Genomic DNA, 23,811 nt, shown 5'->3' with positions numbered 1-23,811 from the left:
CCTTCCGCATAGCCCGCAGGATCAACCGGATACCCCGACCATGAGCGATTTCGACCTCGTCCTCCGCGGCAACATCGTGCTGTCCGACACGATCATCGAGGACGGCTATGTCGCCGTCACCGGCGGCAAGATCGGCAAGGTCGGCTCCGGCACGCCGCCCTCGGCCCGCGAGACGCAGGATTTCCGCGGCCAGTGGATCATGCCCGGCGTCATCGACGGGCAGGTCCATTCCGGCAGCCAGGCCAATCACGAGGGCATCGGCATGTGCTCGCGCGCTGCGGCGGCCGGCGGGGTCACCGTCATGGTCGACATGCCCTATGACGAGCCCGAGCCCGTCACCAGCGCCAAGCTCTTCAACGAGAAGGTCGCGGTGGTCGAGCGCGACGCCCATGTCGATGTCGCGCTCTACGCGACCATCACCATCGAGAACGGGCTCCATGCCATTCCCGGCCTCGTCGAAGCCGGCGCCTGCGCCTTCAAGTTCTCGACCTTCGAGGCCAACCCGACGCGCTTTCCGCGCATCGGCGACGACACGCTCTACGAAGCCTTCAGGCTGATCGAGCCGACGGGCCTGCTCTGCGGTGTCCACAACCAGGACCAGGAGATGACCCGGCGCAACATCGCCAGGCTGATCGAAGCCGGCGATACCGGCCCGGACGCCTTCCTGCGTGCCCACACCCCGCTGATCGAGAACCTCGCCACCGCCCGTATCTACGAGATCGGTGCCGAGACGGGCGCCCGCGCCCACGCCGTCCACGTCTCGACCTCGCGCGGCTTCGAGATCTGCAACATGTACAAGCGCGCCGGCTACAAGGCGACGGTCGAGAGCTGCGTACAGTACTTCATGCTCAACGCCGAGGAACACGTCCCGCGCTTCGGCGCCAAGGTGAAGCATTATCCGCCGATCCGCCCGAAGGCCGAGAGCGAGCTGCTCTGGAGCCATCTCGCCGCCGGCCATTGCGATTTCATCTCGTCCGACCACGTCTCCTGGGGCCTGGAGAAGAAGGGCGACCCGATGATCTTCAAGAACACCTCGGGCGGCCCGGGCATCGAGACCCTGCTGCCGGCCCTCTGGACCGGCTGCGAAGAGCACGGCCTCTCCCCGACCATCGTCGTGAAGCAGCTCTGCGAGGGGCCGGCGAAGGCTTTCCTGCTCGCCGACAAGGGCCGGCTCGAAGCCGGCGCCGACGCCGACATCACCGTGCTGGAGCCGGGCCGCTTCATCCATGATCCCAGCAAGAGCCTCGCGGCGGTGAAGTGGAGCTCGATGGAGGGCCGCGAGTTCCGCGTCCGCGTCGCCGCAACTTACGTACGCGGCCAGCTCGCCTGGAACGGCACCGAGATCCGCAACAAGGCAGGCGACGGCCGCTTCCTGCGTCCGGCGGCGTAGGCACATCATGTCGATCGATCAGGACCGTCTCTGGCGGCGCATCGAGGCGCTCTCGCGGATCACCGATCCGGAGCGCCCCTGGACGCGGCGCTCCTTCACCCCGCGCTTCCTCGAAGGCCGCGAATGGCTCACGGCGGAATTCCGCGACGCCGGGCTGGAGACGGAGCTCGACGCTGCCGGCAACCTGGTCGGCCGACTCACCGGGGCGGATCCGTCGCTGAAGCCGATCCTGATCGGCTCGCATTCCGACACCGTGCCGTCCGGCGGACGCTATGACGGCATTCTCGGCGTGCTCGCCGCATTGGAAGTCGCGCAGAGCTTCAGCGAGCGCGGCGACCGTCTGCGCCATACGCTGGAGGTCGTCGACTTCCTGGCCGAGGAGCCGAGCGAATTCGGTCTGTCCTGCATCGGCAGCCGCGCCCTCGCAGGCGCGCTGACCGAGCAGCATCTCGCCCTCACCCGCCCTGACGGCATGACGCTGCGCGAAGGCATCGCTTTCGTCGGCGGCCGGCCCGAAGAGCTGGCCGCGGTCAAGCGCGCGGCCGGCAGCGTCGCGGCCTATGTCGAGGTCCATATCGAGCAGGGCCGCGTGCTGGAGAACGAGCGCATCCCGATCGGCATCGTCACCGACATCGTCGGCATCCGCCGCGAGCGCATCACCGTGACCGGCCGGGCCGACCATGCCGGCGCGACTCCGATGCCGCTCAGGGCCGATGCGCTGGTCGGTGCCGCCAAGCTGGTCGAGGCCGCCTATAAGCGGGCGCTCGCGACAGCCCGGGACAACCAGCCTCTGGTCGCCACCTTCGGGCGCATCGAGGTCAGCCCCAACGCGGCCAATGCCGTACCGGGCGAGGCCGTGCTGACGCTCGAGGTCCGCTCCGGCAACGAGGCGGCGGTCAAGGCCTTCGGGGAAGCGCTGGTACGTGACCTGCGCCCCGCGCTCGAAGAACTCCGGCTCTCCATCGCCGTCGAGCCGATCAGCCATGTCGCGCCGACGGCCTGCGCGCCGGAAATCCGTTCGGCCATCGCCAATGCATCCACCTCGCTCGGGCTCGCCACGCGCGACCTGCCGAGCGGCGCCGGCCATGACGGCGTCCAGGTCGCCCATACCGGCCCGATCGGGATGATCTTCGTACCCTGCCTCGAAGGCCGCAGCCACGCGCCGGAGGAATCGATCACGCCCGAGCAGGCCGGAGACGGCGCCCGCGTGCTGGCCGAGACGGTGCGCCTGCTCGATGTGAGCCTGGGCTGAGCCGATGGACTGGGCCGCAAGCGATCTGGCGGAACGCGACCTCTACAAGCTCCTCGTCAACACCGTGCTGCCGCGCCCGATCGCGCTCGTCACCACGGTCGATGCGCAAGGGCGCGCCAACGCCGCGCCCTTCAGCTTCTTCAACGTCTTCAGCCATGCGCCGCCGCTGGTCGTGCTCGGCATCGAGGGCCGCGATGGAGCGACTTCGCCGCTGAAAGATACGATGCGGAATATCCGCGAGACCGGTAGCTTCGTCGTCAATCTGGTCGATCGCGCCATGGTCGAGGCGATGCAGATCTGCGCCATCGACTTCCCCGGCGAGGTCGACGAGATCGAGGCGGCGGGGCTCGCGACCGCGCCGAGCGCCACGATTGCCGCGCCCAGGCTCGCCGCCTCCCCGGTCCAGCTCGAATGCCGCGAGACGGTCTCGCTCTCGCTCGGCACCCGCAATCGCAATCTCGTCGTCGGCGAAATCCAGCACATCCATATCCGCGACGGCGTCGTCGACGAGCGCTTGCATGTCGATATCGACAAGCTCGACCTCGTCGGCCGCCTGCACGGTGCCGACTGGTACGTCACGCTGCGCGACCGTTTCCAGGCTCCACGTCAGACACTCGCAAGCTGGCGCGAACGGTCGCGGACCATCCCGGAAGGAGAGGTATCGTGAGCGGCACGATCTACGTCATCAATCCCAATTCGACCGAGCGCGTGACCAGGGAGATCGATGTCGCGGTCGCACCGCTGCGCATCGCCGGCGGCCCCGCGATCGAATGCCTGACGCTGGCCGAAGGTCCGCCCGGCATCCAGTCGCAGCGCGATGTCGACGGGCTGATCCCCGCCCTGCTCAAGCGCGCCGCAGGCCTCGAGAACGAAGCCGCGGCCTTTGTTATCGCCTGTTTCTCCGACCCCGGCATGCATGCCCTGCGCGAGCAGAGCACGAAACCGGTGCTGGGCATCGCCGAATGCGGCGTGCTGACGGCGCTGACTCTGGGCCAACGCTTCGGCATCGTCGCGATGCTGCAGAACTCGATCCCGCGTCATCTGCGCTATCTCGGTGCGATGGGGATGATGGACCGTTTCGCGGGCGACCTGCCCGTGAACCTCACCATCGCGGAGATGGCCGACGATGAACTGACGCTCGGCCGCATGATCGGCGTCGGCCGCACCCTGCGCGACATGCACCATGCCGATGTGCTGGTGATGGGCTGCGCCGGGATGGCGCGCTTCCGCGAGCCGCTGGAACGAGAACTGGGCATCCCGATCGTCGAGCCGACCCAGGCGGCGGTGACGATGGCGATCGGGCGCGTGCGGCTGGGCTGGGGCGGGCGCCCTCTTCGCGGAGGCTGAACATGGACGATCTGATTGCCGAACTCGCCGGGGCTCTCGGCGAGGCGAATGTCCTCGTCTCCCAGCAGGACCAGGCGCCCTTCCTCACCGACTGGCTCGGCAAATATCGCGGCGCCGCGCGGGCCGTCGCCCGGCCCGGCTCGACCGCGGAGGTCGCGGCCGTGATGCGCATCTGCACACGCCACAAGGTGCCTGTCGTTCCGCAGGGCGGCAACACCAGCATGTCGGGCGGCGCGACGCCGGATGAATCCGGCAACGCCGTCGTCCTTTCGCTCGCGCGGCTGAACCGCATTCGCGACATCGATGCTGTCAGCAATACGATCACCGTGGATGCCGGCGTAGTCCTCGCCAAGGTCCAGCAGGCGGCGCAGAAGGCCGGGCGCTTCTTTCCGCTCAGCCTCGGGGCCGAGGGCAGTTGCACCATCGGCGGCAATCTCGCTGCGAATGCCGGCGGCGTCGCCGTCCTGCGCTACGGCACGATGCGCGAGCTCACCCTCGGCCTCGAGGTCGTCCTGGCGGACGGACGCGTCTGGGACGGGCTGACGGCGCTGCGCAAGGACAATACCGGCTACGCCCTGCGCGACCTCTTCATCGGCTCGGAAGGCACGCTCGGCGTCATCACCGGCGCGGTGCTGAAGCTCTTCGCCCAGCCGCATGCCCGTGCCGGTGCTTTCGTCGCCGTCGAGGACGCTGAAGCGGCGCTATCCCTTTTGTCGGCGGTTCGCGACCGTTGCGGCGACCGGCTGACAGCCTTCGAGTTCATGACCGGCGATTGCCTGTCGCTGATCCTGCGCCATATCGGCGATGCGCGCCTGCCGCTCGCCACGCTGCCGCCGGCGGCAGTGCTGATCGAGCTTTCGGACCAGGACGACGAGCAGGGCCTGCGCGAGCGCCTCGAAGCCGCGCTGGCCGAGAGCATCGAGGCCGGCCTCGTCCTCGACGCCGCCATCGCGCAGGACGGCACGCAGGCCAGAGCCTTCTGGCGCATCCGCGAAGGCGTGTCGGAAGCGCTGGTGCGCGAGGGCAAGGCCGCCAAGCACGACGTCTCCATGCCGGTGTCGGCCATGGCCGATTTCGTCGCCGCAGCCGATGCCGCCGTCCGCGCCGTAGCGCCCGGCATCAGGCCGATCGTCTTCGGCCATCTCGGCGACGGCAACCTGCACTACAACCTGCTGCCGGCCGAGGGGCAGGACCCAGCCGATTTCGCGGCCCTCACTCCCGAACTCACCTGCATCGTCCATGACGAGATCGGCCGCCGGCGCGGCTCGATCAGCGCCGAGCATGGCATCGGCCAGCTGCGCGTCTCCGAGATGAAGCTGCGCAAGGCGCCGCTCGAACTCGAACTGATGCACCAGCTCAAGCACCTGCTCGACCCGGCAGGCCTGCTCAATCCGGGCAAACTTCTGCCGGGCAAGCTCCTGCCCGCTTCCACCAAGAACTGAGGACGACCATGGCTCTGCTCGATGAAACCGCTGGGGGTGTCTACGTCATCGCGGTGACGCCCTTCACCGAAGCCGGCGCGCTCGATCTCGACAGCACCGACCGGATGGTCGATTTCTACCTGGAGAAGGGCGCGACCGGCCTCACCGTCCTCGGCATGATGGGCGAGGCGCCCAAGTTGACGGCGGACGAATCCCGTATCTTCGTGCGCCGCGTGCTGGCGCGCGTGCAGGGGCGCGTGCCCGTCGTCGCGGGCGTCTCGGCGCCGGGCTTCGCCGCGATGCGCGAGCTCAGCGAGAGCGTGATGGGTGACGGCGCCGCCGGCGTCATGGTCGCCCCGCCCTCCAACCTGCGGACCGACGACCAGATCGTCTCCTATTATGCGATGGCGGCGGAGACGCTGGGGCCGAAGACGCCCTTCGTGCTGCAGGATTTCCCGCTGGTCACCCAGGTGCAGATCACCCCGGCCGTGATCCTGAAGATCGTCGCCGCCCATCCGAGCTGCGTCATGCTCAAGCACGAGGACTGGCCGGGCCTCGCCAAGATCTCGGCGCTGCGCGCGGCGAGCGACAATGGCGGCCGCCGCATCTCGATCCTCGTCGGCAATGGCGGCATGTTCCTGCCGGAAGAACTTTCGCGCGGCGCCGACGGCGCCATGACCGGCTTCGCCTATCCCGAGATGATGGTCGATGTCTGGAAGGCCCATGCCGCCGGCAATGTCGAGCGCGCGCATGATCTCTTCGACGCCTATCTGCCGCTCGCCCGCTACGAGCAGCAGCCCGGCCTCGGCCTCGCCATCCGCAAGCACACCCTGGCGAAGCGCGGCGCCATCGCCTCCGCCACCTTGCGCAAGCCGGGCGGGGCGTTGTCGAAAGCGGATATCGCCGATATCGAACGGCTCATCGCGCGGCAGGAGCGGCGCCTCAAGGAGATCGGCTGATGGATCTGGGACTTGCTGGAAAGCGCGCACTCGTGCTGGGCGCGAGCCGCGGGCTCGGCGCCGCGATCGCACAGACTCTTGCCACAGAGCGCGCGACCGTCATCGCCGCCGCCCGCAGCACCGATGTCACGGAAAGCTGGATCGCCGCTCTGCCGGCGGACCAGCGCGGCCGCGTCAGCGCCGCGAAACTGGACCTTGCCGATCTMGCCTCGGTTGACGCCCTTGCCGAGCGTCTCGTCGCGGAAGGCGGCGTCGACATCCTGATCGGCAACTCCGGCGGCCCGCCGCCCGGCGAGGCGCGCGACGCCAAGCGCGGCGACTGGCTGAAGCACTTCGAGGGCATGGCAGCCAATCTCTTCCATCTGGCGCAGCAGCTCCTGCCCGGCATGACGGAGCGCGGCTGGGGCCGCATCGTCACCATCGCCTCCTCCGGTGTCGAGCAGCCGATCCCGCGTCTCGCCCTCTCCAACGGCATCCGCGCCGCCGTGATCGGCTGGTCGAAGACGCTGGCTTCGGAGGTTGCGGGCAGCGGCGTGACGGTCAATGTCGTCCTGCCCGGCCGCATCCACACCGAGCGCGTCGACCAGCTCGACGATGCCGCGGCCGCGCGCAGCGGCGGCACGCGCGACGCGGTGGCACAGGCCTCGATGGCGACGATCCCCGCCGGACGCTACGGCAAACCGCAGGAATTTGCCGATGTCGTCGCCTTCCTCGCCAGCGAGCGGGCAAGCTATGTGACGGGCGCGAAGATCCGTATCGACGGCGGCTTGATCAGAGGCATCTGAACCCGGACTCGTCTGCGCCAGCGACAAGAGAGCTGGCGCAGACGCCTGGACGTGGCGCTCGCCGTATCGATCTGCTGGGTGGAATACCTGCGGCTCGTCATCAGCACAGGCGCGGATCGCTTCGCACGTCCTCGGCGCGCCGCACCAAAAAAGCAAAAAGCGCCGGAAGATCCGACGCTTGCATGCTTCTCAAGTCCTGAGATTGTCTGGAGCGGGCGAAGGGATTCGAACCCTCGACCCCAACCTTGGCAAGGTTGTGCTCTACCCCTGAGCTACACCCGCATCCGAGACAGCGGCGCCGTGGCGGCGCGGTCGGGTTATTGCCCCAAAGCGCGGCGGAGTGCAAGCACCTGACGAAAGTTTTTTGCCGGCCGTTGATAACCCGCCCTCTGACGCGACATCTTGCCGTCTGCGCAAGGGGAGGTTAGGCATCGCGAATGGCACGCTTTCCCCGGCCGAAGTGGTGGAAACGTGCCATGCCAGACCGATTCCGACGCTTGCGATCACCGGCCTCCCCACGATGAACACGCCCGTCACTCCCGAGCAGCTCTGCGAACATCTCTCCGCGCGCGGCATCGCCTTCCATCGGATGGACCATCCCGCGGTCTTCACCGTCGCCGAATCGACTGTTCATCGCGAGCCGCTGCAGGGCCTGCACACCAAGAACCTGTTCCTGAAGGACAAGAAGGGGCGGCTGTTCCTCGTCTCGGCCGAGGCCGATGCCCGGATCGATCTCAAGCGCCTGCATGAGCGGATCGGCGCCAGCGGCAGGCTCTCCTTCGGGTCGGCCGAGCTGCTGCTGGAGAAACTCGGCGTCACGCCGGGCTCGGTCACCGCCTTCGCCGTGATCAACGACCGCGCCGGCGACGTCACCATGGTGCTCGACGCCAATCTGGTGACGGGCGAGGACGTCAACTTCCACCCGCTGATCAATACGGCCACGCTCAGGGTCGGGCGCGACGATTTCCTCGCCTTCCTCAGGCAGACCGGCCATGAGCCGCTGATCGTCGATTTGCCCGTCCCACCCGATGGACAGAACAGCTAAAGCTCCCCATCTATGGGGCGACTGCGCAGGCGGCCGCATCGGCGCGCCGGCGCCTCTACGAAGCATCACGAAGGGCGACCCATGCTGGTCAATGGCGAGGCGGCCGAGCAATCCGGCCTGATCAAGGACACCACGACGCAGGCCTTCCGCCAGGACGTCATCGCTGAATCGATGAAGCAGCCGGTGCTGATCGATTTCTGGGCGCCCTGGTGCGGCCCCTGCAAGCAGCTTACCCCTGTCATCGAGAAGGTGGTCAAGGCCGCCGGCGGCAAGGTCAAGCTCGTCAAGATGAACATCGACGAACACCCGCAGATCCCCGGCCAGCTCGGCATCCAGTCGATTCCCGCCGTCATCGCCTTCAAGCAGGGCCAGCCGATCGACGGCTTCATGGGCGCACAGCCGGAAAGCCAGGTGAAGGCCTTCATCGAACGCCTGGTCGGCCCGATGGGGCCCGGCGCGACGGAGGAACTGATTGCGGCCGCGCAGGCCGCCGCCGAGGCCGGCGACCCGGCCGGCGCGAGCGAGCTCTATGCGGGCGTGCTCCAGACCGAACCCGACAACCTCGCCGCCATCGCGGGGCTGGCACGGCTGCACCTCGACACCGGCGATACCGAAGGCGCCAAGGGCATCCTCGCCATGACGCCCCAGGACAAGGCCGGCGACCCGGCCATCACGGCCTTGCGCGCCGCGATCGAGCTCGCCGAGCAGGCTGCCTCCCTCGGCGACACAGCGGGGCTCGAGGCAAAGGTCGCTGCCGATCCGAAGGATCACCAGGCTCGTTTCGACCTGGCGCTGGCGCTCAATGCCCGTGACAGACGCGACGACGCGGTCGACCATCTGATCGCCATCATCAAGGCCGACAGGAAGTGGAACGACGACGGTGCACGCAAGCAGCTGCTCCAGCTCTTCGAGGCCTGGGGCCCGATGGACGATGCAAGCGTTACCGGCCGCCGCAAGCTGTCGACCCTGTTGTTCTCCTGACCGCCGAGAGGACGGAACCGCGCATGGGCATGAACGCCGTCTATGAGGGGGCCGGGGATTGCCCTGAGGTGATCCCGCTCTTCCCCTTGAGCGGCGCGCTGCTCCTGCCGCGCGGCCAGATGCCGCTCAACATCTTCGAGCCGCGCTATCTCGCCATGATCGACGACGCGCTGAAAGGCGAGCGCGTCATCGGGATGATCCAGCCCGAGCCCGAGGTTGGCCGCCAGCCGGAGATCCCTCCGTTGCTCAAGGTCGGCTGCCTGGGCCGCATCACCCAGCTCGCAGAGACCGGCGACGGGCGCTACATCGTCACCCTGACCGGGATCAGCCGGTTCCGGCTGCTGGACGAACTGTCGGTCACCACGGCCTATCGGCAGGCACGGGTCGACTACCAGCCCTTCGCCGCCGATTTCGTGGCGCGGACAGGCGAGGAGGAGGTCGACCGCAAGGGCCTGCTCAAGGCGCTCAAAGACTTCGCCAAGGCGAACGACCTCAAGATCGACTGGAAGGGCGTCAACGAGGCGCCAAACGAGGCCCTGGTCAACGCGCTCTCGATGATGTGTCCGTTCGGACCGCGCGAAAAGCAGGCCCTGCTCGAGGCGCGGACGCTGAAGGACCGGGCCGAGGTGCTGGTCGCGATCACCGAGATCGAGCTCGCCCGCGGCGGCAGTGATCCGGACACCACCCTGCAGTGACCGTATCCACGCCGCCCGCCGAAGCCCCGCCGAAAGTTTGGCCGCCGCGCAGCGCGGTCACGGCGTGGCTATTCTTCGACTGGGCGGCGCAGCCCTTCTTCACGCTGATCACCACCTTCGTCTTCGCGCCCTTCTTCGCCTCGGCGCTCGCGAAGGATGCGGCCGCCGGCCAGGCCCTCTGGGGCTATGCCACCGGCTTTGCCGGCTTCTGCATCGCCCTGCTCTCGCCCCTGCTCGGCGGCATCGCGGACAGGACCGGGCCGCGCAAGCCCTGGATCGCGGCTTTCGGCGCGCTGCTCGTCATCGGCTCGGCCATGCTCTGGTTCGCCGTGCCGGGCTCGGCTTCGGCGGTGCCGATCGCGCTCGCCGGCTTCATCGTCGCGACGGTCGGCGCGGAGTTCGCCACCACCTTCAACAACGCGATGATGACGCGGCTGGTGCCGCCGGAGCGCCTCGGCTGGCTCTCCGGAACCGGCTGGGCCATCGGCTATCTCGGCGGGCTCTTGTCGCTCGCGATCACGCTCGGCCTTCTCGCGGCGGAACCTCAGACCGGCAAGACGCTGGCGGGCATCGCGCCGATCCTCGGGCTCGATGCAGCCGCACGCGAGGGCGACCGCTTCTCCGGCCCGCTCACCGCACTATGGTTCGTGGTCTTCGTCACGCCGATGTTCCTGTTCACGCCGGATTCGAGCAAGACGGGCCTGAGCCTCGCCGAAGCGGCAAAAGGTGGCGTCGGGCGGCTGAAGGCTACGCTGGCCGAGTTGCCGAAGCTGCCTTCGCTCGGCCGCTTCCTGCTCGCCAACATGATCTACCAGGATGCGCTGGTCGCCCTCTTCGCCTTCGGCGGCATCTATGCGGCCGGCGTCTTCGGCTGGCAGACCATCGAGCTCGGCATCTTCGGGATACTGCTCACCGTCACCGGCACGCTCGGCGCCTGGCTCGGCGGCAAGCTCGACGACACCATCGGCGGCAAGCCGGTGATTCTGGGCTCGATCGCCTGCCTGCTCTTTGCCTGCCTGGGCATCCTCTCGCTCAGTGCAGACCATATCCTGTTCGTGATCCCGGCCGCCCCGCACGCCCCCGGCGACGGGCTCTACGCAACGCTGCCGGAGCGGGTTTATCTCGGTCTCGGCCTGCTGATCGGCCTCGTTGCCGGACCATTGCAGGCCGCTTCGCGCAGCCTGATGGCACGGCTCGCTCCACCCGGCCGCATCGGCGAGTTCTTCGGGCTGTTCGCCCTGTCAGGCAAGGTCACGTCCTTCATGGGCCCGACGCTGGTCGCGCTGGCGACAAGCGCCTTCGCCAGTCAGCGTGCAGGGCTTGCCGTCCTGATCGTCTTCTTCCTGGCCGGCGCGGCGTTACTCGCCGGTGTCACAGTGAAACGGGCGCCGTAGCGCCCGTTCCGGTTCCTCAGCGAACCAGGATGTTCCGGAACTGCCAGGGATCGCTGGTATCGATATCCTCCGGGAACAGGCCCGGGCGGCCATCGAGCGGCGTCCAGTCGGTGTAGTAGCCCTTCACCGGCCCGAGATAAGGCTGCTGGATCTCGAGGCAGCGATTGTAATCGAGCTCCTCGACCTCGACGATGCCGGCGCGCGGGTTCTCCAGCGCCCAGACCATGCCGGCCAGCACGGAAGAGGTGACCTGCAGGCCGGTCGCGGTCTGATAGGGCGCGAGCGAACGCGCCTCCTCGGTCGAGAGCTGCGAGCCGAACCAGTAGGCGCCCTTGTCGTGGCCGTAGAGCAGCACGCCGAGCTCATCGATGCCGTCGACGACCTCCTTCTCCTCGAGGATGTGGTGCTCCTCCTGTGGCCGGCCGGCATTGCCGAACATCTCGTGCAGCGAGAGCACGGCATCGTTCGCCGGGTGGTAGGCGTAATGGCAGGTCGGCCGGTAGGTCGCCTTGCCGGTCTCGTCGCGCACGGTGAAATAATCCGCAATCGAAATCGACTCGTTATGCGTGACCAGGAAGCCGTACTGCGCGCCCGGTGTCGGGCACCAGCTGCGGACCTTGGTCTCGGCGCCGGCCTGCATCAGATAGATCGCCGCTTGCGAGCCTGTCTCGTGACCATKGGCATTCKCCGGCATCCATTTCTCGTGGGTGCCCCAGCCGAGCTCGGCCGGCTGGACGGCCTCGGCGATGAAGCCCTCGACAGACCAGGTGTTGACGAAGACGTTCGGCGGCTTCGGGTTCCGCGAGCGCTGCGTGTCGCGCTCGGCGATGTGGATGCCCTTGACGCCGACGCGGTGCATCAGCGCCGCCCATTCCTCGCGGGTGGTCGGCTGCGTCGCATTGAGGCGCATGTCGGCGGCGAGGTTCGTCAACGCCCGCTTCACCAGCGAGGAGACCATGCCGGGGTTGGCGCCGCAGCAGGAGACCGCCGTCGGCGTGCCGGCCGGCCGCGCCCGCTTGGCGGCAAGCGTCATCTCGCGCAGCGCATAGTTCGAGCGCTCGGCCGGCCCCTTGCTGTCGTCGAAATAGAAGCCGAGCCAGGGTTCGTTGACCGTATCGATATAGAGCGCGCCGAGGCTTGAGGCGAACTCCATCAGGTCGCGCGAGCCGGTGTCGCAGGACAGGTTCACGCAGAAGCCCTGCCCGCCGCCGGCGGTCAGCAGCGGCTCCAGGATTTCCTTGTAGTTAGCCGGCGTCAGCGCTTCCTGGATGAAGCGGATGCCACGCTCGTCGAGGAGATGGCGGTTGGAATCATCTGGAGCAATGACGACGAAGCGGCTCTTGTCGAACTTGAAGTGCCGTTCGAGCAGCGGCAGCGTACCGCGGCCGATCGAGCCGAAGCCGATCATCACGATCGGGCCGGTGATCTCGCCGTAGACGGGCCAATTCGTCATTCTCTGTAACTCCTGGGTTCTGGGGATAAAAAGGTCGAAAGGGTCGTATGAGCGCAAAATCGCGCCGTCAATCGCCTGGGACGCCTTCCACGCGGGTGAGCGCATGGAAAGCGCCGGGCGATGACGGCGCGATGACGAATGTCTGAAGCGTCAGGCGGCCTGCGCCACCTCTTGCACTTCGAAGGCGGCGGGAATGGCAACGCCAGTGGCGACCAGCACGCCGCTTGCACTGTCGAGCGCGCCATCGCGCAGCTCGATGGCGAGGAAGCGCTCGCGCTCGACCGGGCCGGGCATGGCGAGCTCGCGCGTCAGCGCCGGATCGAAGCCGAAGCGGGCGTAGTAGGGCGCGTCGCCGACAAGGATGACGGCGCCGTGCCCGCGGCAGGCGGCGCGCCAGAGCGCCTCGCGCATCATCGCCTTGCCCAGCCCTTCGCCCTGCAGCTCGGGCTTGACCGCCAGCGGGCCGAGCAGCAGCGCCGGCACGCCATTGGCCTCCACATGCCAGAGCCGGACGGTCGCCAGCAGCTCGCCGTCGCGTTCGGCGGTCAGGGCCAGGCCCTCGGCCGGCAGACGGCCCTCGCGCAGGCGCTCGCTGGACTTGGCGGTCCGGCGCTCGCCGAGGCAACGGTCGAGCAGCGCCTCGCGGGCGGGAATGTCGGTGGCGAGCTCGTCGCGGATCGTGATCATAACGCACCTCCTGCCGGAGCGCCTGCTTTCACGCAGACCTTCCCGGCGCCGCGCGAGCGCGGCCACAAGCGGATGGGTTGTGTGGAAGGGGGTCCGGCGGGAGCCACGACCGCATCTCCGTTCTGGAGATACGAACGCTCCGCCCGTTTGACCGGGCAGCCTGCCGTCTCAGACAGGGCGCTTCGCCGGACCCGATGGTTGAGGAAGGAGCTCGCGCTCCTTCCGACGTCAGATGACGTACTGCTTCAGCGGCGGGAAGCCGTTGAAGGCGACGGCCGAATAGGTCGTCGTATAGGCGCCCGTGCCCTCGATCAGCACCTTGTCGCCGATCTCCAGCGAGAAGGGCAGCATGTACGGGGTCTTCTCGTACATGACGTCGACCGAGTCGCAGGTCGGACCCGCGAGCACGCACGGGACGGTCGCATCGCCATCGCGCGTCGTGCGGATGGGGTAGCGGATCGCCTCGTCCATGGTCTCGGCGAGACCGTTGAACTTGCCGATGTCGAGATAGACCCAGCGGACCTCGTCCGACTCGGCCTTCTTCGAGATCAGCACGACCTCGGCCTCGATCAGGCCGGCCTCACCGACCATGCCGCGGCCCGGCTCGATGATCGTCTCGGGCAGCTGGTTGCCGAAATGCTTCGACAGCGCCCGGAAGATCGCGTCGCCATAGGACGGCACGCCCGGAATCGGCTTCAGGTAGCGCGCCGGGAAGCCGCCGCCGAGGTTGACCATCGACAGCGAGATGCCACGGGTGGCGCACTCCTTGAAGATCGCCGAGGCCGAGGCCAGGGCGGAATCCCAGGCATTCACATTCGCCTGCTGCGAGCCGACGTGGAACGAGATGCCATAGGCCAGCAGGCCGAGGCGATGGCCATGCTCGAGCACGTCCGCGGCCATTTCGGGCACGCAGCCGAACTTGCGCGAAAGCGGCCAGTCGGCGCCGGCGCCGTCGCAGAGGATGCGGCAGAAAATGCGCGCGTCCTTCGTGCCGGTCTTCTCGGCGGAACGGGCGACCTTCTCGACTTCGGCCGTGCAGTCGACGGCGAAGAGGCGCACGCCGAGCTCCATGGCGCGCGCGACGTCGCGCTCCTTTTTGATGGTGTTGCCGAAGGAGATGCGGTCGGCGGTAGCGCCGGCAGCCAGCGCGAGCTCGATCTCGACGACCGAAGCGCAGTCGAAGCAGGAGCCGAGCTTGGCCAGCAGGGCAAGCACCTCCGCCGCCGGGTTCGCCTTCACCGCGTAGAAGACGCGGGTGTCGGGCAGCGCACGGGCGAAGGCATGATAATTCTCGCGCACGACATCGGTGTCGATGACGACGCAGGGCCCGTCCTCACGTCGGGTGCGAAGAAACTCACGGATGCGGTCGGTCATGAGACGCGACTCCCCTACGACGCAAGCGGCGTCGATGCGATGTATCGCCGGAATGAGTCGTTCGCGGCCGCAAGGCGCTGTGGAGACGCCTGCTACAGCGGACGAAACGTCCGGACCCGAAACACCGTTCGATTGGGGAAAACCCCGCACGGCCGGCAATGAAGGACAAGCCTCTTCGGTGCCGGCCTGTGGAAAGCCGGCGAGACCAAAAAAGCCCGCTCCGTCGTTGCTTTAAGCTGCGTCCCCCGTGGAGATTCGGGGTTCGCCGGTTTTGCCTCCGGCTGCTGGTCTGTGTCGGGGAACAATCTCCTTGCGGAGACTGGGAGGCGTGATTTGAGGGATGTCCATCCCCTCCATCCGTCCTCCAACCCCTGGCGGCTGTCCGGCCTCTTGTCCGAATGCCCACCGACCAGCACGCGGCCACAGGCACGTGCGAATTGGGTGAAGGCGATATACGGACCGCGACTCCCGACTACAAGTGTTTTGTGAGCCCGGAGCCGCATTTTTTTGCAGGGCCGATCCGCACCCGGGCCAGAGCGGGTTCACCGCCGAAACCGCTTCGCTGGCTATGGGTTAGTCGCGCTTCTCGCAGAAGCGGATCCGGTTGCCGAACGGGTCCGGCACTTCAAGCGTCCGGCCACCCGGCCCGTCCTCCTGAATGCCCGGCCGCGAATAGGAATAGCGCTTGCCGATGAGCTCGGCGCGATAGGCGTCGACGCCCTGCATCCAGACGAAGACGGTCGAGCCGGGGCTCGCGTCGCCGTGATGCTCCGAGAGATGGAGCTGCAGCCCGGAGCGCGACACCTGCATATAGAGCGGCATGTCCGGCCCGAAGCGATGGTCCCAGTCCATCGAGAAGCCGAGGAAGTCGAGATAGAATTGCTTCGCCTTGGCCTCGTCGAAGATCCTGAGGACGGGAATCCCCATCTGCAGGCGCACCGCTTCATCCGTCGCCGCGGCCGACACATCGGGCGCAGCCTCGCCGATCTTTGCCGCCAGCACGTTCCAGTCGTCATAGCCGAACTGGCGCGCCACGATTTCCAGCGCTTCGGAATGGGAAAGCGGCACCTGCCTGGCGACCATGGTCTCGCGCAGACTTTTCGCCATCAGCTTCGCATCGCGGAAGCTACGCATCGTCGTGATCCTTCTCGCTGCGGACGGTGGGATCGGGGCTCGCCTTACCGATATCCGTCCACGAGTCGATCGGGATCAGGACAGGGGCTTGAGGGATGCGTTCACCTTGCCCTTTAGGGCGCGAGCGGCTGGCCGCATCCGGCCGGTCGCGAAGGTTGCGATATCTTCATCTCCTGTCAATGGCGGATGCCCTAGACCGGCCCTATTTGATGGCCTTAAGTCTCGGCTAACGCCTATTTTGCGCAGCCGACGCGACGGGGAAGACGGACCACGCATGACCACGACAGATCGCCGCCGGGTTTTGGGCGGACTCTCAGCCGCGCTCTGCCTCTCGGCAGCGCCCTCCGTCCTTTTGGCGCAGCAGCCGCGGCCTCAGACACCGCCGCCGCAAGGTCAGCCGCAGACGCCGCCTCCTCAGAACGCGGCGCCGCAGCCGCGCTTCAGCTTCGAGGACGTGCAGCGCCGGGCACGCGAGATCGCTGCCGTCGCCTATGAGCCGAGCGCGAGCCTGCCCGAGGCGCTGGCGAAGCTCGACTACGATTCCTGGCGCGACATCCGTTTCCGGCCGGAGCGGGCGCTGCTGGCGCAGAACGGCTCGCCCTTCCGCATGCAGATGTTCCATCCGGGCTTCCTGTTCACCCGGCCGGTCACGGTGAACGTGGTGCGCGACGGCGTGCCGACCCCTGTGCCCTATGCCGCCAACCTGTTCGATTACGGCAAGGTCAAGTTCGACAAGCCTTTGCCGGTCAATCTCGGCTTCGCCGGCTTCCGCCTGCACTTTCCTCTCAACGACCCCCGCGTCTTCGACGAGCTGATCTCTTTCATCGGCGCGAGCTATTTCCGCGTGCTCGGTCGCGGCCAGCGCTACGGCCTCTCGGCACGCGGGCTCTCGATCGGCGCGGGCACCGCGAGCGAAGAGTTCCCGATCTTCCGTGAATTCTGGATCGAGCAGCCTGCCGCCGATGCCGAGCGCGTCATCATCCACACGCTGCTCGATTCCCCCTCGGTGACCGGCGCCTTCCGCTTCACCATCTATCCCGATCTCGACACGGTGATCGATGTCGCGGCAACACTTTATCCGCGCGTGCCGATCGAGAAGCTCGGACTCGCGCCGCTGACCTCGATGTTCTTCACGGGGGAGAACGACCGCCGCTTCTTCGACGACTTCCGCAGCGAACTGCACGATTCGGACGGGCTGATGATCCATTCCGGCAGCGGCGAATGGATCTGGCGCCCGCTGCGCAATCCCAAGCAGCAGGCCGTCTCCTCCTTCGTCGAGCGCAATGTCCGCGGCTTCGGCCTGATGCAGCGCGACCGCACCTTCGAGCATTATCAGGATCTCGACCTCGCCTATGAGCTGCGCCCGTCCTACTGGATCGAGCCGCAGGGCGACTGGGGCGAGGGCGTCGTCGAGCTGATCGAGATGGCGACCGCGGACGAGACCAACGACAATATCGTTGCGCTCTGGGCGCCGAAGACACCGCTCGAACCCGGCCGCGAATTCTCCTTCGCCTACAAGCTCACCGCCATGCTCGATTCCAGCGATCTGCATCCGGGCGGCCGGGTGATCAACACCTACCAGGCCAAGCCAAAGGCGCTGGGTTCGGGCGAGCCTGTGACGGAAGGCGCCCGGCGCTTCATTGTCGACTTCGCCGGCGGCGACCTCGATTATCACGTCAAGCAGCCGGAAAAGGTCGAGATCGTGCCATCGATCGCCTATGGCCGGATCGACCGCGCCTTCATTGTGCCGAACCAGAAGACCAAGGGTTTCCGCGCCTTCATCGACGTGGTGGTCGAGCCTGGCCAGCTGGCCGAGATGCGGGCCTTCCTGAGGAGCGGCGGCAAAGCGCTCACCGAAACCTGGAGCTACCCCTGGCGCTCCGAAGCGCAAGGCTGATCTGGAGGAGCCGACCATGAACGTCGTCGAGAATCCCGAACAGAACCGGTTCGAGCTGTCGCTCGACGGCGGCACGGCCATCGTCGCCTACCGGCAGGACGGCAACCGGCTCATGCTGATCCATACCGAGGTGCCCGAGCAGTTCGCCGGGCAGGGCATCGGCTCGCGGCTCGCGAAGGGCGTCTTCGAGCTGATCCGGGCGAGCGGACGCAAGGCGGTGGTCCGCTGCGAGTTCCTTAAGGGCTGGATCGCGAAGCATCGCGAATACGACGACATCATCGACGGCTAAAAGCATCGGCCGAGGCCGCAGCGCGTCAGCTCTGCTTGCGGCTCTTGCGCACCGCCGGCGTCTTGGCCGGTTGCTTCTTGCGGCCATAAAGCTCCAGCCGGTGCCGAACGAGCTCATAGCCGAGCTCGGCGGCGATACGCCGCTGCAGCTCCTCGATCGCGTCCGAGGAGAATTCGATCACCTCGCCGGAATCGATGTCGATCAGATGGTCGTGATGCTCCTGGCCGGCATGCTCGTAGCGCGAGACGCCGTCCTCGAAAGCGTGGCGTTCGATCGCCCCTTGCGACTCCAGCACCTTCATCGTGCGGTAGACGGTCGAGAGCGAGAGCGTCGGATCGAGGGCGAAGGCACGGGTGAAAATGCCTTTCGCATCGGGGTGATCATCCGCCTCCGCCAACACGCGCAGGATCAGCCGCCGCTGCTGCGTCATGCGCAGCCCGGCACCCTTGAGCTGGCTTTCGAAAACGGCAACGCGCCGGTCCACTTCGATCATGCCACGGAGATACCGCGAACGAGCGAATTTGCAAATTCGCCTATACGATAATCACTCTCATTTGCATTATTATTGCAAATGCTTTGCTATCGCAATGACCGTCGCGGCCGTCATGCTGCGCAACATCGCGCAGCATGACGATGCGTTCCGGCAGGCCTGCCGTTCTCAGGCTACGCCCCGAACCGCGCCGAGATCGGCCGCGATTCCCGCCACCAACTCGAAGGAGCGCTTGCGCTTCTCATGGTCGAAGATCGGCGCGGTGATCATGATCTCGTCGGCGCCGGTCTCGCGGATGAAGGCGCCGAGCGAACGCTTCAGCGTCTCCGGCGAGCCGATGAAGGCATAGCGCAGCATCTGCGAGACATGCGCCTTCTCCGCCGGCGACCAGTACTGCTCGATATCGTCGATCGGCGGCTGCAGCTTGCCGCGTGCGCCGCGGACCATGCCGACGAAGCGCTGCTGCAGCGAGGTTGCGAGATGGCGCGCCTCCTCATCGGTCTCTGCGGCGACGACATTGATGCCCGGCATGGCATAGGACGCCGCAAGCTGTTCCGACGGCTTGAAGCGCTCACGATAGACGGCGAGCGCCTGCAGCAGCGCATCCGGCGCGAAATGCGAAGCAAAGGAATAGGGCAGGCCGAGCTCGGCGGCGAGCTGCGCGCCGAACAGGCTGGAACCGAGGATCCAGAGCGGGACGTTCAGCCCCTCCCCCGGCACGGCGCGGATCGCCTGGTTGGGACCGGCCGGCGCGAACAGCGCCTGCAGCTCGAGCACGTCCTGCGGGAAGCTGTCGGAAGACATCGGGCTGCGCCGCAGCGCCCTGAGCGTGAGCTGGTCGGTGCCGGGCGCGCGGCCGAGACCGAGATCGATGCGGCCGGGGAAGAGCGCCTCCAGCGTGCCGAACTGCTCGGCGATGACGAGGGGAGCATGGTTCGGCAGCATGATGCCGCCGGCGCCGATCCGCATCGTGCTGGTCGCCGCCGCGAGCTGGCCGATGACGACCGAGGTCGCCGCGCTCGCGATGCCGACCATGTTGTGGTGCTCGGCCACCCAGTAGCGGCTGTAGCCGAGCCTCTCGGCGTGACGCGCCAGATCGATCGACTTGAGCAGCGCCTGGCGCGGCCCCTCCCCTTCGACGACGGGAACGAGATCGAGGACGGAGATCGCGACCATGGCGGCCCTGCTGGCTGGCGCCGGACGACCGCCGGCGGGAAGGCTGAGCTTCACCAGATGGGAAGGCTGCGCGCTCCGGTCCAGAGGCAGGCCCGCTTCGTCATGGCGCGCCTGCGCTGGCGTTCTGGCGGAACGCCCATCGCCCTGCGGCGTTGGTCTGCAAAGCCATCCGCGCCGAAGGAGAGACCATGAACACGACAGCCAATCCGGCCAAGGAAAGCCTGCGCAAGGAGCAGAAGGAACAGCGCAAGGCCGAGCGCGAGCACGGCAAGGACGCTGAACTCGACCGGGCGCTGAGGGACACCTTCCCCGCCAGTGACCCCGTCGCGGTGGAAACGCCGACCAAACCGGGGGGGCGCGACTGAGATGCCTTCCCCGGCGCGTCAGTCGCGCTGATAGAGCAGCCGAGCGCGGATCGTGCCGTCGAGGGCACGGATCTCGCGCAGGATGTCCCGCGCCTCTGTGATCGAGACCTTGTCGGCCTCGATGACGACATAACCGACCTCGCCGTCGGTATGGTAGTTCTGCGCGGCAATGTTGACCTGCCGGTTGGCGAAGACGTCGTTGAGGCGCCGCAGCATGCCCGGCACGTTGCGCTGGACATGGATGAAGCGTGTGCCCACAGCGCGGACCGGAATCTGCACCTGCGGAAAGTTCACCGCGCCGACCGTCGAGCCGACATCGGAATAGTCGACAAGCTTGCGCGCAACCTCTGCGCCGATGCGTTCCTGCGCTTCCTCGGTCGAACCGCCGATATGCGGCGTCAGGATCACGTTGGCGCAGCCTTGCAGCGGTGAGACGAAGCGTTCCGCGTTGGAGGCGGGTTCGACCGGGAAGACATCGACCGCGGCACCTGCCAGATGACCGCTGTTCAGCGCCGCCGCGACCGCGTCGAGATCGACGACGGTGCCGCGCGAGTTGTTGATGAGGTAGGCGCCCTTCTTCATCTTGGCGACCTGGGCGGCGCCGATCATGCCGGCGGTCTGCGGCGTCTCCGGCACATGCAGCGAAACGATGTCGGCTGCAGCGAGCAGGGCGTTCAGGCTCTTCGTCGGCTCGGTGTTGCCGTGCCGCAGCCTATCGGTGTGATCGTAGTAGATCACGCGCATGCCCATCGCCTCGGCGAGCGTCGAGAGCTGGCTGCCGATATTGCCGTAGCCGACGATGCCGAGCGTCTTGCCGCGCACCTCGAAGGAGCCGTTGGCCGACTTGTCCCAGCCGCCATCATGAGCCGAGCGCGAGCGGTCCGGAATGCGCCGGAGCAGCATCACGATCTCGCCGATGGTGAGCTCCGCGACGCTGCGGGTGTTGGAGAACGGCGCGTTGAAGACCGGCACGCCCTGCTGGCGCGCCGCCTCGAGATCGACCTGATTGGTGCCGACCGAGAAGCAGCCGACGGCAAAGAGCCGGTCGGCAGCGGCGAAGACCTCCGGAGTGAGATGCGTGCGCGAGCGGATGCCGAGCACATGCACGCCCTGGATCGCCTTGAGCAGCGCCTCGCGGTCGAGCGCCTTGGGCAGCCGCTCCAGATTGGAGTAGCCGGCCTGCTCCAGCAGTTCGACGGCGGAATCGTTGATACCTTCCAGCAGCAGGACCTTGATGCGGTCCTTCGGAAGGGAAAGGCGTTCGCTGAGGCTGGTCATGGTGGCTGCGCTCGTGAAGGAGCGGTTGCTATAGTCCTCATGGCGCGCGAGGGAAACGCTTTCCATGCAGGTCCGCGGCGAAAACGCGTGGCAGACTCACGCCTTCTCGACCACCAGCGTCGCGCCCTCGACCCGCACCACCTTGATCTCCGTGCCCGCCAGAAACTCCGGCCCGATCACGCGCCAGGAGGAATCGCCGACGCGGATGCGGCCCTCGCCGCCGGTCATCGTCGCCTCCAGCCTGAAGACCTTACCGATCAGCTGGCGGCCGCGATCGTTGAGCCCGGTCGCGGCGTCCGGTTCCTCGCTCCGGCGGCGCGTCAGCAACCGCCCCGCGGCGACGCAGGCGACGGCGAGGATCGCGAAAACGATGCAGGCCGCCTGCCAGCCGAAACCGAGGACGCCGACCACCGCGCCGGTGAGCAGAGCAGCCACGCCGAGCCAGATCAGGAAGACGCCGGGTGCCAGCATCTCCCCGCCGATCAGCAGCAGGCCGAGGATCGCCCAGAGCCAGCCGCTATGTGTCATCAGCCAGTCCGGCATGACCACCTCAGACGCCCGTCCGGCCCGAAGCCGGCACCGAGCCGGAACCGCGGCGCTCGGCCACCGCCTCCTCGCCGAAGACGGCCTTGGTGAGCTGGGCGATGCCGCCGACCGTGCCGGCGAGCGCGGCGGCCTCGATCGGTACGATCACCACCTTGCTGTTCTGGCTCGAGGCGATCGCCTTCAGCGCATCGGTGTAGCGCTCGGCGATCAGGAAGTTGGCGGCCTGGATGTCGCCGCGGCCGATCGCCTCCGAGACCATCGCGGTCGCGGCCGCCTCGGCCTGCGCCAGCCTTTCGCGCGCCTCAGCATCGCGCAGGGCCGCCTCCTTGCGGCCCTCGGCGGCGAGGATCTGCGACTGTTTCTGCCCCTCGGCCTTGAGGATTTCGGCTTGTCGCAGGCCCTCGGCCTCCAGCACGGCGGCGCGCTTCTCGCGCTCCGCCTTCATCTGCCGGTTCATCGCGCCGGCGATATCGGCCGGCGGCAGGATGTCCCGGATTTCGATACGGGTCACTTTGACGCCCCAGGGCGAGGCGGCGGCGTCCATGACGCGCAGCAGCCGCTCGTTGATCTCGTCGCGATGCGACAGGAGCTGGTCGAGGTCCATCGAGCCGACCACGGTGCGGATATTGGTCATGGTCAGGACCATCAGCGCATCGTTGAGCGAAGAGACCTCGTAGCAGGCCTTGGCAGCGTCGAGCACCTGGAAGAAGGCGGCGGCATCGATGCGAACGCCGGCATTGTCCTTGGTGATCGCTTCCTGCGAGGGAATGTCGAGCACCTGCTCCATGACGTTCACCTTGTGCCCGATGCGGTCGATATAGGGCACGATCAGGCCAAGGCCCGCGCTCAGCGTGCGCGAATAACGGCCGAAACGCTCGACGGTGTAGTTGTAGCCCTGCGGGACTGTGCGGACGCCGCGCGCGATCGTCAGGACGACCAGCGCCACGACGACGATGACGGCGATATTGTAGCCCGACAGTTCCATCCCACACCCCTTGCGGCGGCGACCGGCCCGGCCTCCGACGACGTCCAAACTGGCGGTTGCCGCGAGCGGATGCAAGCTGCGGGCGTGGTCAGGCGCCGCCTTGCGCTGGCTGGCCTTCGCCATCGGACAGGGTGACCGCGAACGTCATGCTCGCCCTGGTGGCGGACATCGGGTAGCATCGACCGGCCTGAGCATAACGGTTGCCCGGCACGAAGCGACGGCCGGGCCGCATCCCGCGCGGGAGGGCGCCATGCGATTCATCGCCGGTTTCATCACAGCCTTCATCGCCCTGGCCATCGCCGGACTCGCCGTTGTCTTCAGTGGCTTCGTCAATATTGCCGCCCGCGAGCCGCACAGCGCTCCGGTGTTCTTCCTGCTGCAGACCGCCATGCGTCAATCGGTGGCTCGCCACGCGGCCAGCGTGCCGGCGCCGGCACCGTCCACAGACATTGCCCGCGGGTTCCGTCTCTACAACGAGACCTGCGTTTACTGCCACGGCGGCCCCGGGAAAGACCCGGTCGATATCGGCAAGGGCCTCAATCCAGAGCCGCCGTTCCTGCCGGACACGATCCAGCGCTGGAGCGCCGCCGAGATCTTCTGGATCGTCAAGAACGGTGTTCGGATGACAGGCATGCCGGCCTTCGCGGAGTCCCACAGCGACGACGAGCTGCGGGCCGTCGTCGCCTTCGTGCAGAAACTGCCGGGCATGTCGGCGGAGCAATATGCCGCCTATGAGAAGGAGCAGTGAGCCTCATTCCCACGAAACCTTGATGATCTCAAACCGATGCGGCCGGCCCGCGCAAGCCATGGTCGCTCGGCACAAGGCAGCGCGCGAAGCCGCGCGCGCCCTTGCCGAAAGCTTAACGGC

At 67.3% G+C, this 23,811-nt stretch carries 24 protein-coding genes and 1 tRNA gene; 15 read left to right on the top strand and 10 right to left on the bottom strand.

Annotated features, from left to right (window positions below):
- Window positions 1–40: 40 nt before the first annotated feature.
- The 7 genes from AC1DIN_RS09155 to AC1DIN_RS09125 are packed head-to-tail and all read left to right on the top strand — an operon-like array spanning window position 41 to window position 7,154.
- Window positions 41–1,390: a dihydroorotase gene (locus AC1DIN_RS09155; protein WP_476809504.1), complete on the top strand. Its 1,350-nt coding sequence runs from the start codon at window positions 41–43 to the stop codon at window positions 1,388–1,390.
- 7 nt (window positions 1,391–1,397) lie between these two features.
- A complete protein-coding gene (locus AC1DIN_RS09150; RefSeq protein ID WP_441469360.1) occupies window positions 1,398–2,642 on the top strand; it encodes a Zn-dependent hydrolase in 1,245 nt (414 codons plus the stop codon).
- A 4-nt stretch (window positions 2,643–2,646) separates the two neighbouring features.
- A complete protein-coding gene (locus AC1DIN_RS09145; protein WP_476809503.1) occupies window positions 2,647–3,309 on the top strand; it encodes a flavin reductase family protein in 663 nt (220 codons plus the stop codon).
- The gene (locus AC1DIN_RS09140; protein WP_476809502.1) at window positions 3,306–3,989 is read left to right on the top strand and encodes an aspartate/glutamate racemase family protein; all 684 of its coding nucleotides are present in this window, start codon (window positions 3,306–3,308) and stop codon (window positions 3,987–3,989) included. The genes AC1DIN_RS09145 and AC1DIN_RS09140 overlap by 4 nt, the downstream gene beginning before the upstream one ends.
- 2 nt (window positions 3,990–3,991) lie before the next feature.
- Complete coding sequence (locus AC1DIN_RS09135) at window positions 3,992–5,431, top strand: FAD-binding oxidoreductase (RefSeq protein WP_476809501.1); 1,440 nt, start codon at window positions 3,992–3,994, stop codon at window positions 5,429–5,431.
- A gap of 8 nt (window positions 5,432–5,439) precedes the next feature.
- Window positions 5,440–6,369, top strand: a complete 930-nt coding sequence (locus AC1DIN_RS09130) for a dihydrodipicolinate synthase family protein (protein WP_476809500.1) — start codon at window positions 5,440–5,442, stop codon at window positions 6,367–6,369.
- Entirely contained in the window at window positions 6,369–7,154 is a 786-nt protein-coding gene (locus AC1DIN_RS09125; protein WP_476809499.1) for an SDR family oxidoreductase, read from the top strand. Before AC1DIN_RS09130 ends, AC1DIN_RS09125 begins: the two co-directional genes overlap by 1 nt.
- Before the next feature lie 207 nt (window positions 7,155–7,361).
- Here the strand turns inward: AC1DIN_RS09125 and AC1DIN_RS09120 are convergent.
- Window positions 7,362–7,436 (bottom strand) — tRNA-Gly (locus tag AC1DIN_RS09120).
- A gap of 238 nt (window positions 7,437–7,674) precedes the next feature.
- Between AC1DIN_RS09120 and AC1DIN_RS09115 the strand changes: the two genes are divergently transcribed.
- The 4 genes from AC1DIN_RS09115 (at window position 7,675) to AC1DIN_RS09100 (ending at window position 11,269) form a co-directional block, all read left to right on the top strand.
- Entirely contained in the window at window positions 7,675–8,199 is a 525-nt protein-coding gene (locus tag AC1DIN_RS09115) for a prolyl-tRNA synthetase associated domain-containing protein (protein ID WP_441469366.1), read from the top strand.
- An 81-nt stretch (window positions 8,200–8,280) separates the two neighbouring features.
- Window positions 8,281–9,180, top strand: coding sequence for a thioredoxin (gene trxA / locus AC1DIN_RS09110; protein WP_476809498.1), 900 nt, complete (start codon window positions 8,281–8,283; stop codon window positions 9,178–9,180).
- 23 nt (window positions 9,181–9,203) lie between these two features.
- Window positions 9,204–9,875 (top strand): LON peptidase substrate-binding domain-containing protein, encoded by a 672-nt coding sequence (locus tag AC1DIN_RS09105; protein ID WP_441469368.1) that lies wholly within the window; start codon window positions 9,204–9,206, stop codon window positions 9,873–9,875.
- Window positions 9,872–11,269 carry an MFS transporter gene (locus AC1DIN_RS09100; protein WP_476809497.1) on the top strand — a complete coding sequence of 466 codons (1,398 nt, stop codon included), beginning with the start codon at window positions 9,872–9,874 and terminating at the stop codon, window positions 11,267–11,269. Before AC1DIN_RS09105 ends, AC1DIN_RS09100 begins: the two co-directional genes overlap by 4 nt.
- A 16-nt stretch (window positions 11,270–11,285) precedes the next feature.
- Here AC1DIN_RS09100 and AC1DIN_RS09095 read toward each other — a convergent pair whose 3' ends face one another.
- The 4 genes from AC1DIN_RS09095 to AC1DIN_RS09080 form a co-directional block, all read right to left on the bottom strand.
- A complete protein-coding gene (locus AC1DIN_RS09095; protein ID WP_476809496.1) occupies window positions 11,286–12,722 on the bottom strand; it encodes a homospermidine synthase in 1,437 nt (478 codons plus the stop codon).
- Window positions 12,723–12,872: 150 nt separating this feature from the next.
- A complete protein-coding gene (locus AC1DIN_RS09090; RefSeq protein WP_476809495.1) occupies window positions 12,873–13,409 on the bottom strand; it encodes a GNAT family N-acetyltransferase in 537 nt (178 codons plus the stop codon).
- 228 nt (window positions 13,410–13,637) lie between these two features.
- Complete coding sequence (locus tag AC1DIN_RS09085; protein ID WP_441469372.1) at window positions 13,638–14,783, bottom strand: type III PLP-dependent enzyme; 1,146 nt, start codon at window positions 14,781–14,783, stop codon at window positions 13,638–13,640.
- A 573-nt stretch (window positions 14,784–15,356) separates the two neighbouring features.
- On the bottom strand, window positions 15,357–15,917 hold the full coding sequence (locus tag AC1DIN_RS09080; protein WP_441469373.1) for a glyoxalase superfamily protein: 561 nt from the start codon (window positions 15,915–15,917) through the stop codon (window positions 15,357–15,359).
- Between the two features lie 274 nt (window positions 15,918–16,191).
- On the opposite strand from AC1DIN_RS09080, the gene AC1DIN_RS09075 reads away from it, so the two are divergent.
- Entirely contained in the window at window positions 16,192–17,814 is a 1,623-nt protein-coding gene (locus tag AC1DIN_RS09075; RefSeq protein ID WP_441469374.1) for an OpgD/OpgG family glucan biosynthesis protein, read from the top strand.
- Between the two features lie 16 nt (window positions 17,815–17,830).
- Window positions 17,831–18,103, top strand: a complete 273-nt coding sequence (locus AC1DIN_RS09070; RefSeq protein WP_476809494.1) for a GNAT family N-acetyltransferase — start codon at window positions 17,831–17,833, stop codon at window positions 18,101–18,103.
- A gap of 25 nt (window positions 18,104–18,128) precedes the next feature.
- Here AC1DIN_RS09070 and AC1DIN_RS09065 read toward each other — a convergent pair whose 3' ends face one another.
- Both AC1DIN_RS09065 and AC1DIN_RS09060 read right to left on the bottom strand, forming a co-directional pair.
- Window positions 18,129–18,596, bottom strand: a complete 468-nt coding sequence (locus AC1DIN_RS09065) for a Fur family transcriptional regulator (RefSeq protein WP_441469376.1) — start codon at window positions 18,594–18,596, stop codon at window positions 18,129–18,131.
- A gap of 165 nt (window positions 18,597–18,761) precedes the next feature.
- On the bottom strand, window positions 18,762–19,769 hold the full coding sequence (locus tag AC1DIN_RS09060; protein WP_476809493.1) for an LLM class flavin-dependent oxidoreductase: 1,008 nt from the start codon (window positions 19,767–19,769) through the stop codon (window positions 18,762–18,764).
- Window positions 19,770–19,957: 188 nt separating this feature from the next.
- Between AC1DIN_RS09060 and AC1DIN_RS09055 the strand changes: the two genes are divergently transcribed.
- The gene (locus AC1DIN_RS09055; RefSeq protein ID WP_441469378.1) at window positions 19,958–20,134 is read left to right on the top strand and encodes a hypothetical protein; all 177 of its coding nucleotides are present in this window, start codon (window positions 19,958–19,960) and stop codon (window positions 20,132–20,134) included.
- Window positions 20,135–20,152: 18 nt separating this feature from the next.
- Here AC1DIN_RS09055 and serA read toward each other — a convergent pair whose 3' ends face one another.
- From serA to AC1DIN_RS09040, 3 genes are all read right to left on the bottom strand, one after another.
- Window positions 20,153–21,412 carry a phosphoglycerate dehydrogenase gene (gene serA / locus AC1DIN_RS09050; RefSeq protein ID WP_441469379.1) on the bottom strand — a complete coding sequence of 420 codons (1,260 nt, stop codon included), beginning with the start codon at window positions 21,410–21,412 and terminating at the stop codon, window positions 20,153–20,155.
- A gap of 96 nt (window positions 21,413–21,508) precedes the next feature.
- Window positions 21,509–21,955 (bottom strand): NfeD family protein, encoded by a 447-nt coding sequence (locus AC1DIN_RS09045; protein WP_476809492.1) that lies wholly within the window; start codon window positions 21,953–21,955, stop codon window positions 21,509–21,511.
- Window positions 21,956–21,962: 7 nt separating this feature from the next.
- Window positions 21,963–22,943: an SPFH domain-containing protein gene (locus tag AC1DIN_RS09040; RefSeq protein WP_441469381.1), complete on the bottom strand. Its 981-nt coding sequence runs from the start codon at window positions 22,941–22,943 to the stop codon at window positions 21,963–21,965.
- Between the two features lie 250 nt (window positions 22,944–23,193).
- Here AC1DIN_RS09040 and AC1DIN_RS09035 point away from each other — a divergent pair, with 250 nt between their 5' ends.
- Window positions 23,194–23,691 (top strand): c-type cytochrome, encoded by a 498-nt coding sequence (locus AC1DIN_RS09035; RefSeq protein ID WP_476809491.1) that lies wholly within the window; start codon window positions 23,194–23,196, stop codon window positions 23,689–23,691.
- Window positions 23,692–23,811 lie beyond the last annotated feature (120 nt).

The sequence above is a fragment of the Allobosea sp. 05T438 genome (assembly GCF_056396025.1).
Note: the sequence above shows the minus strand (reverse complement) of the source record. Positions and strands in the feature narration are given on the sequence as shown.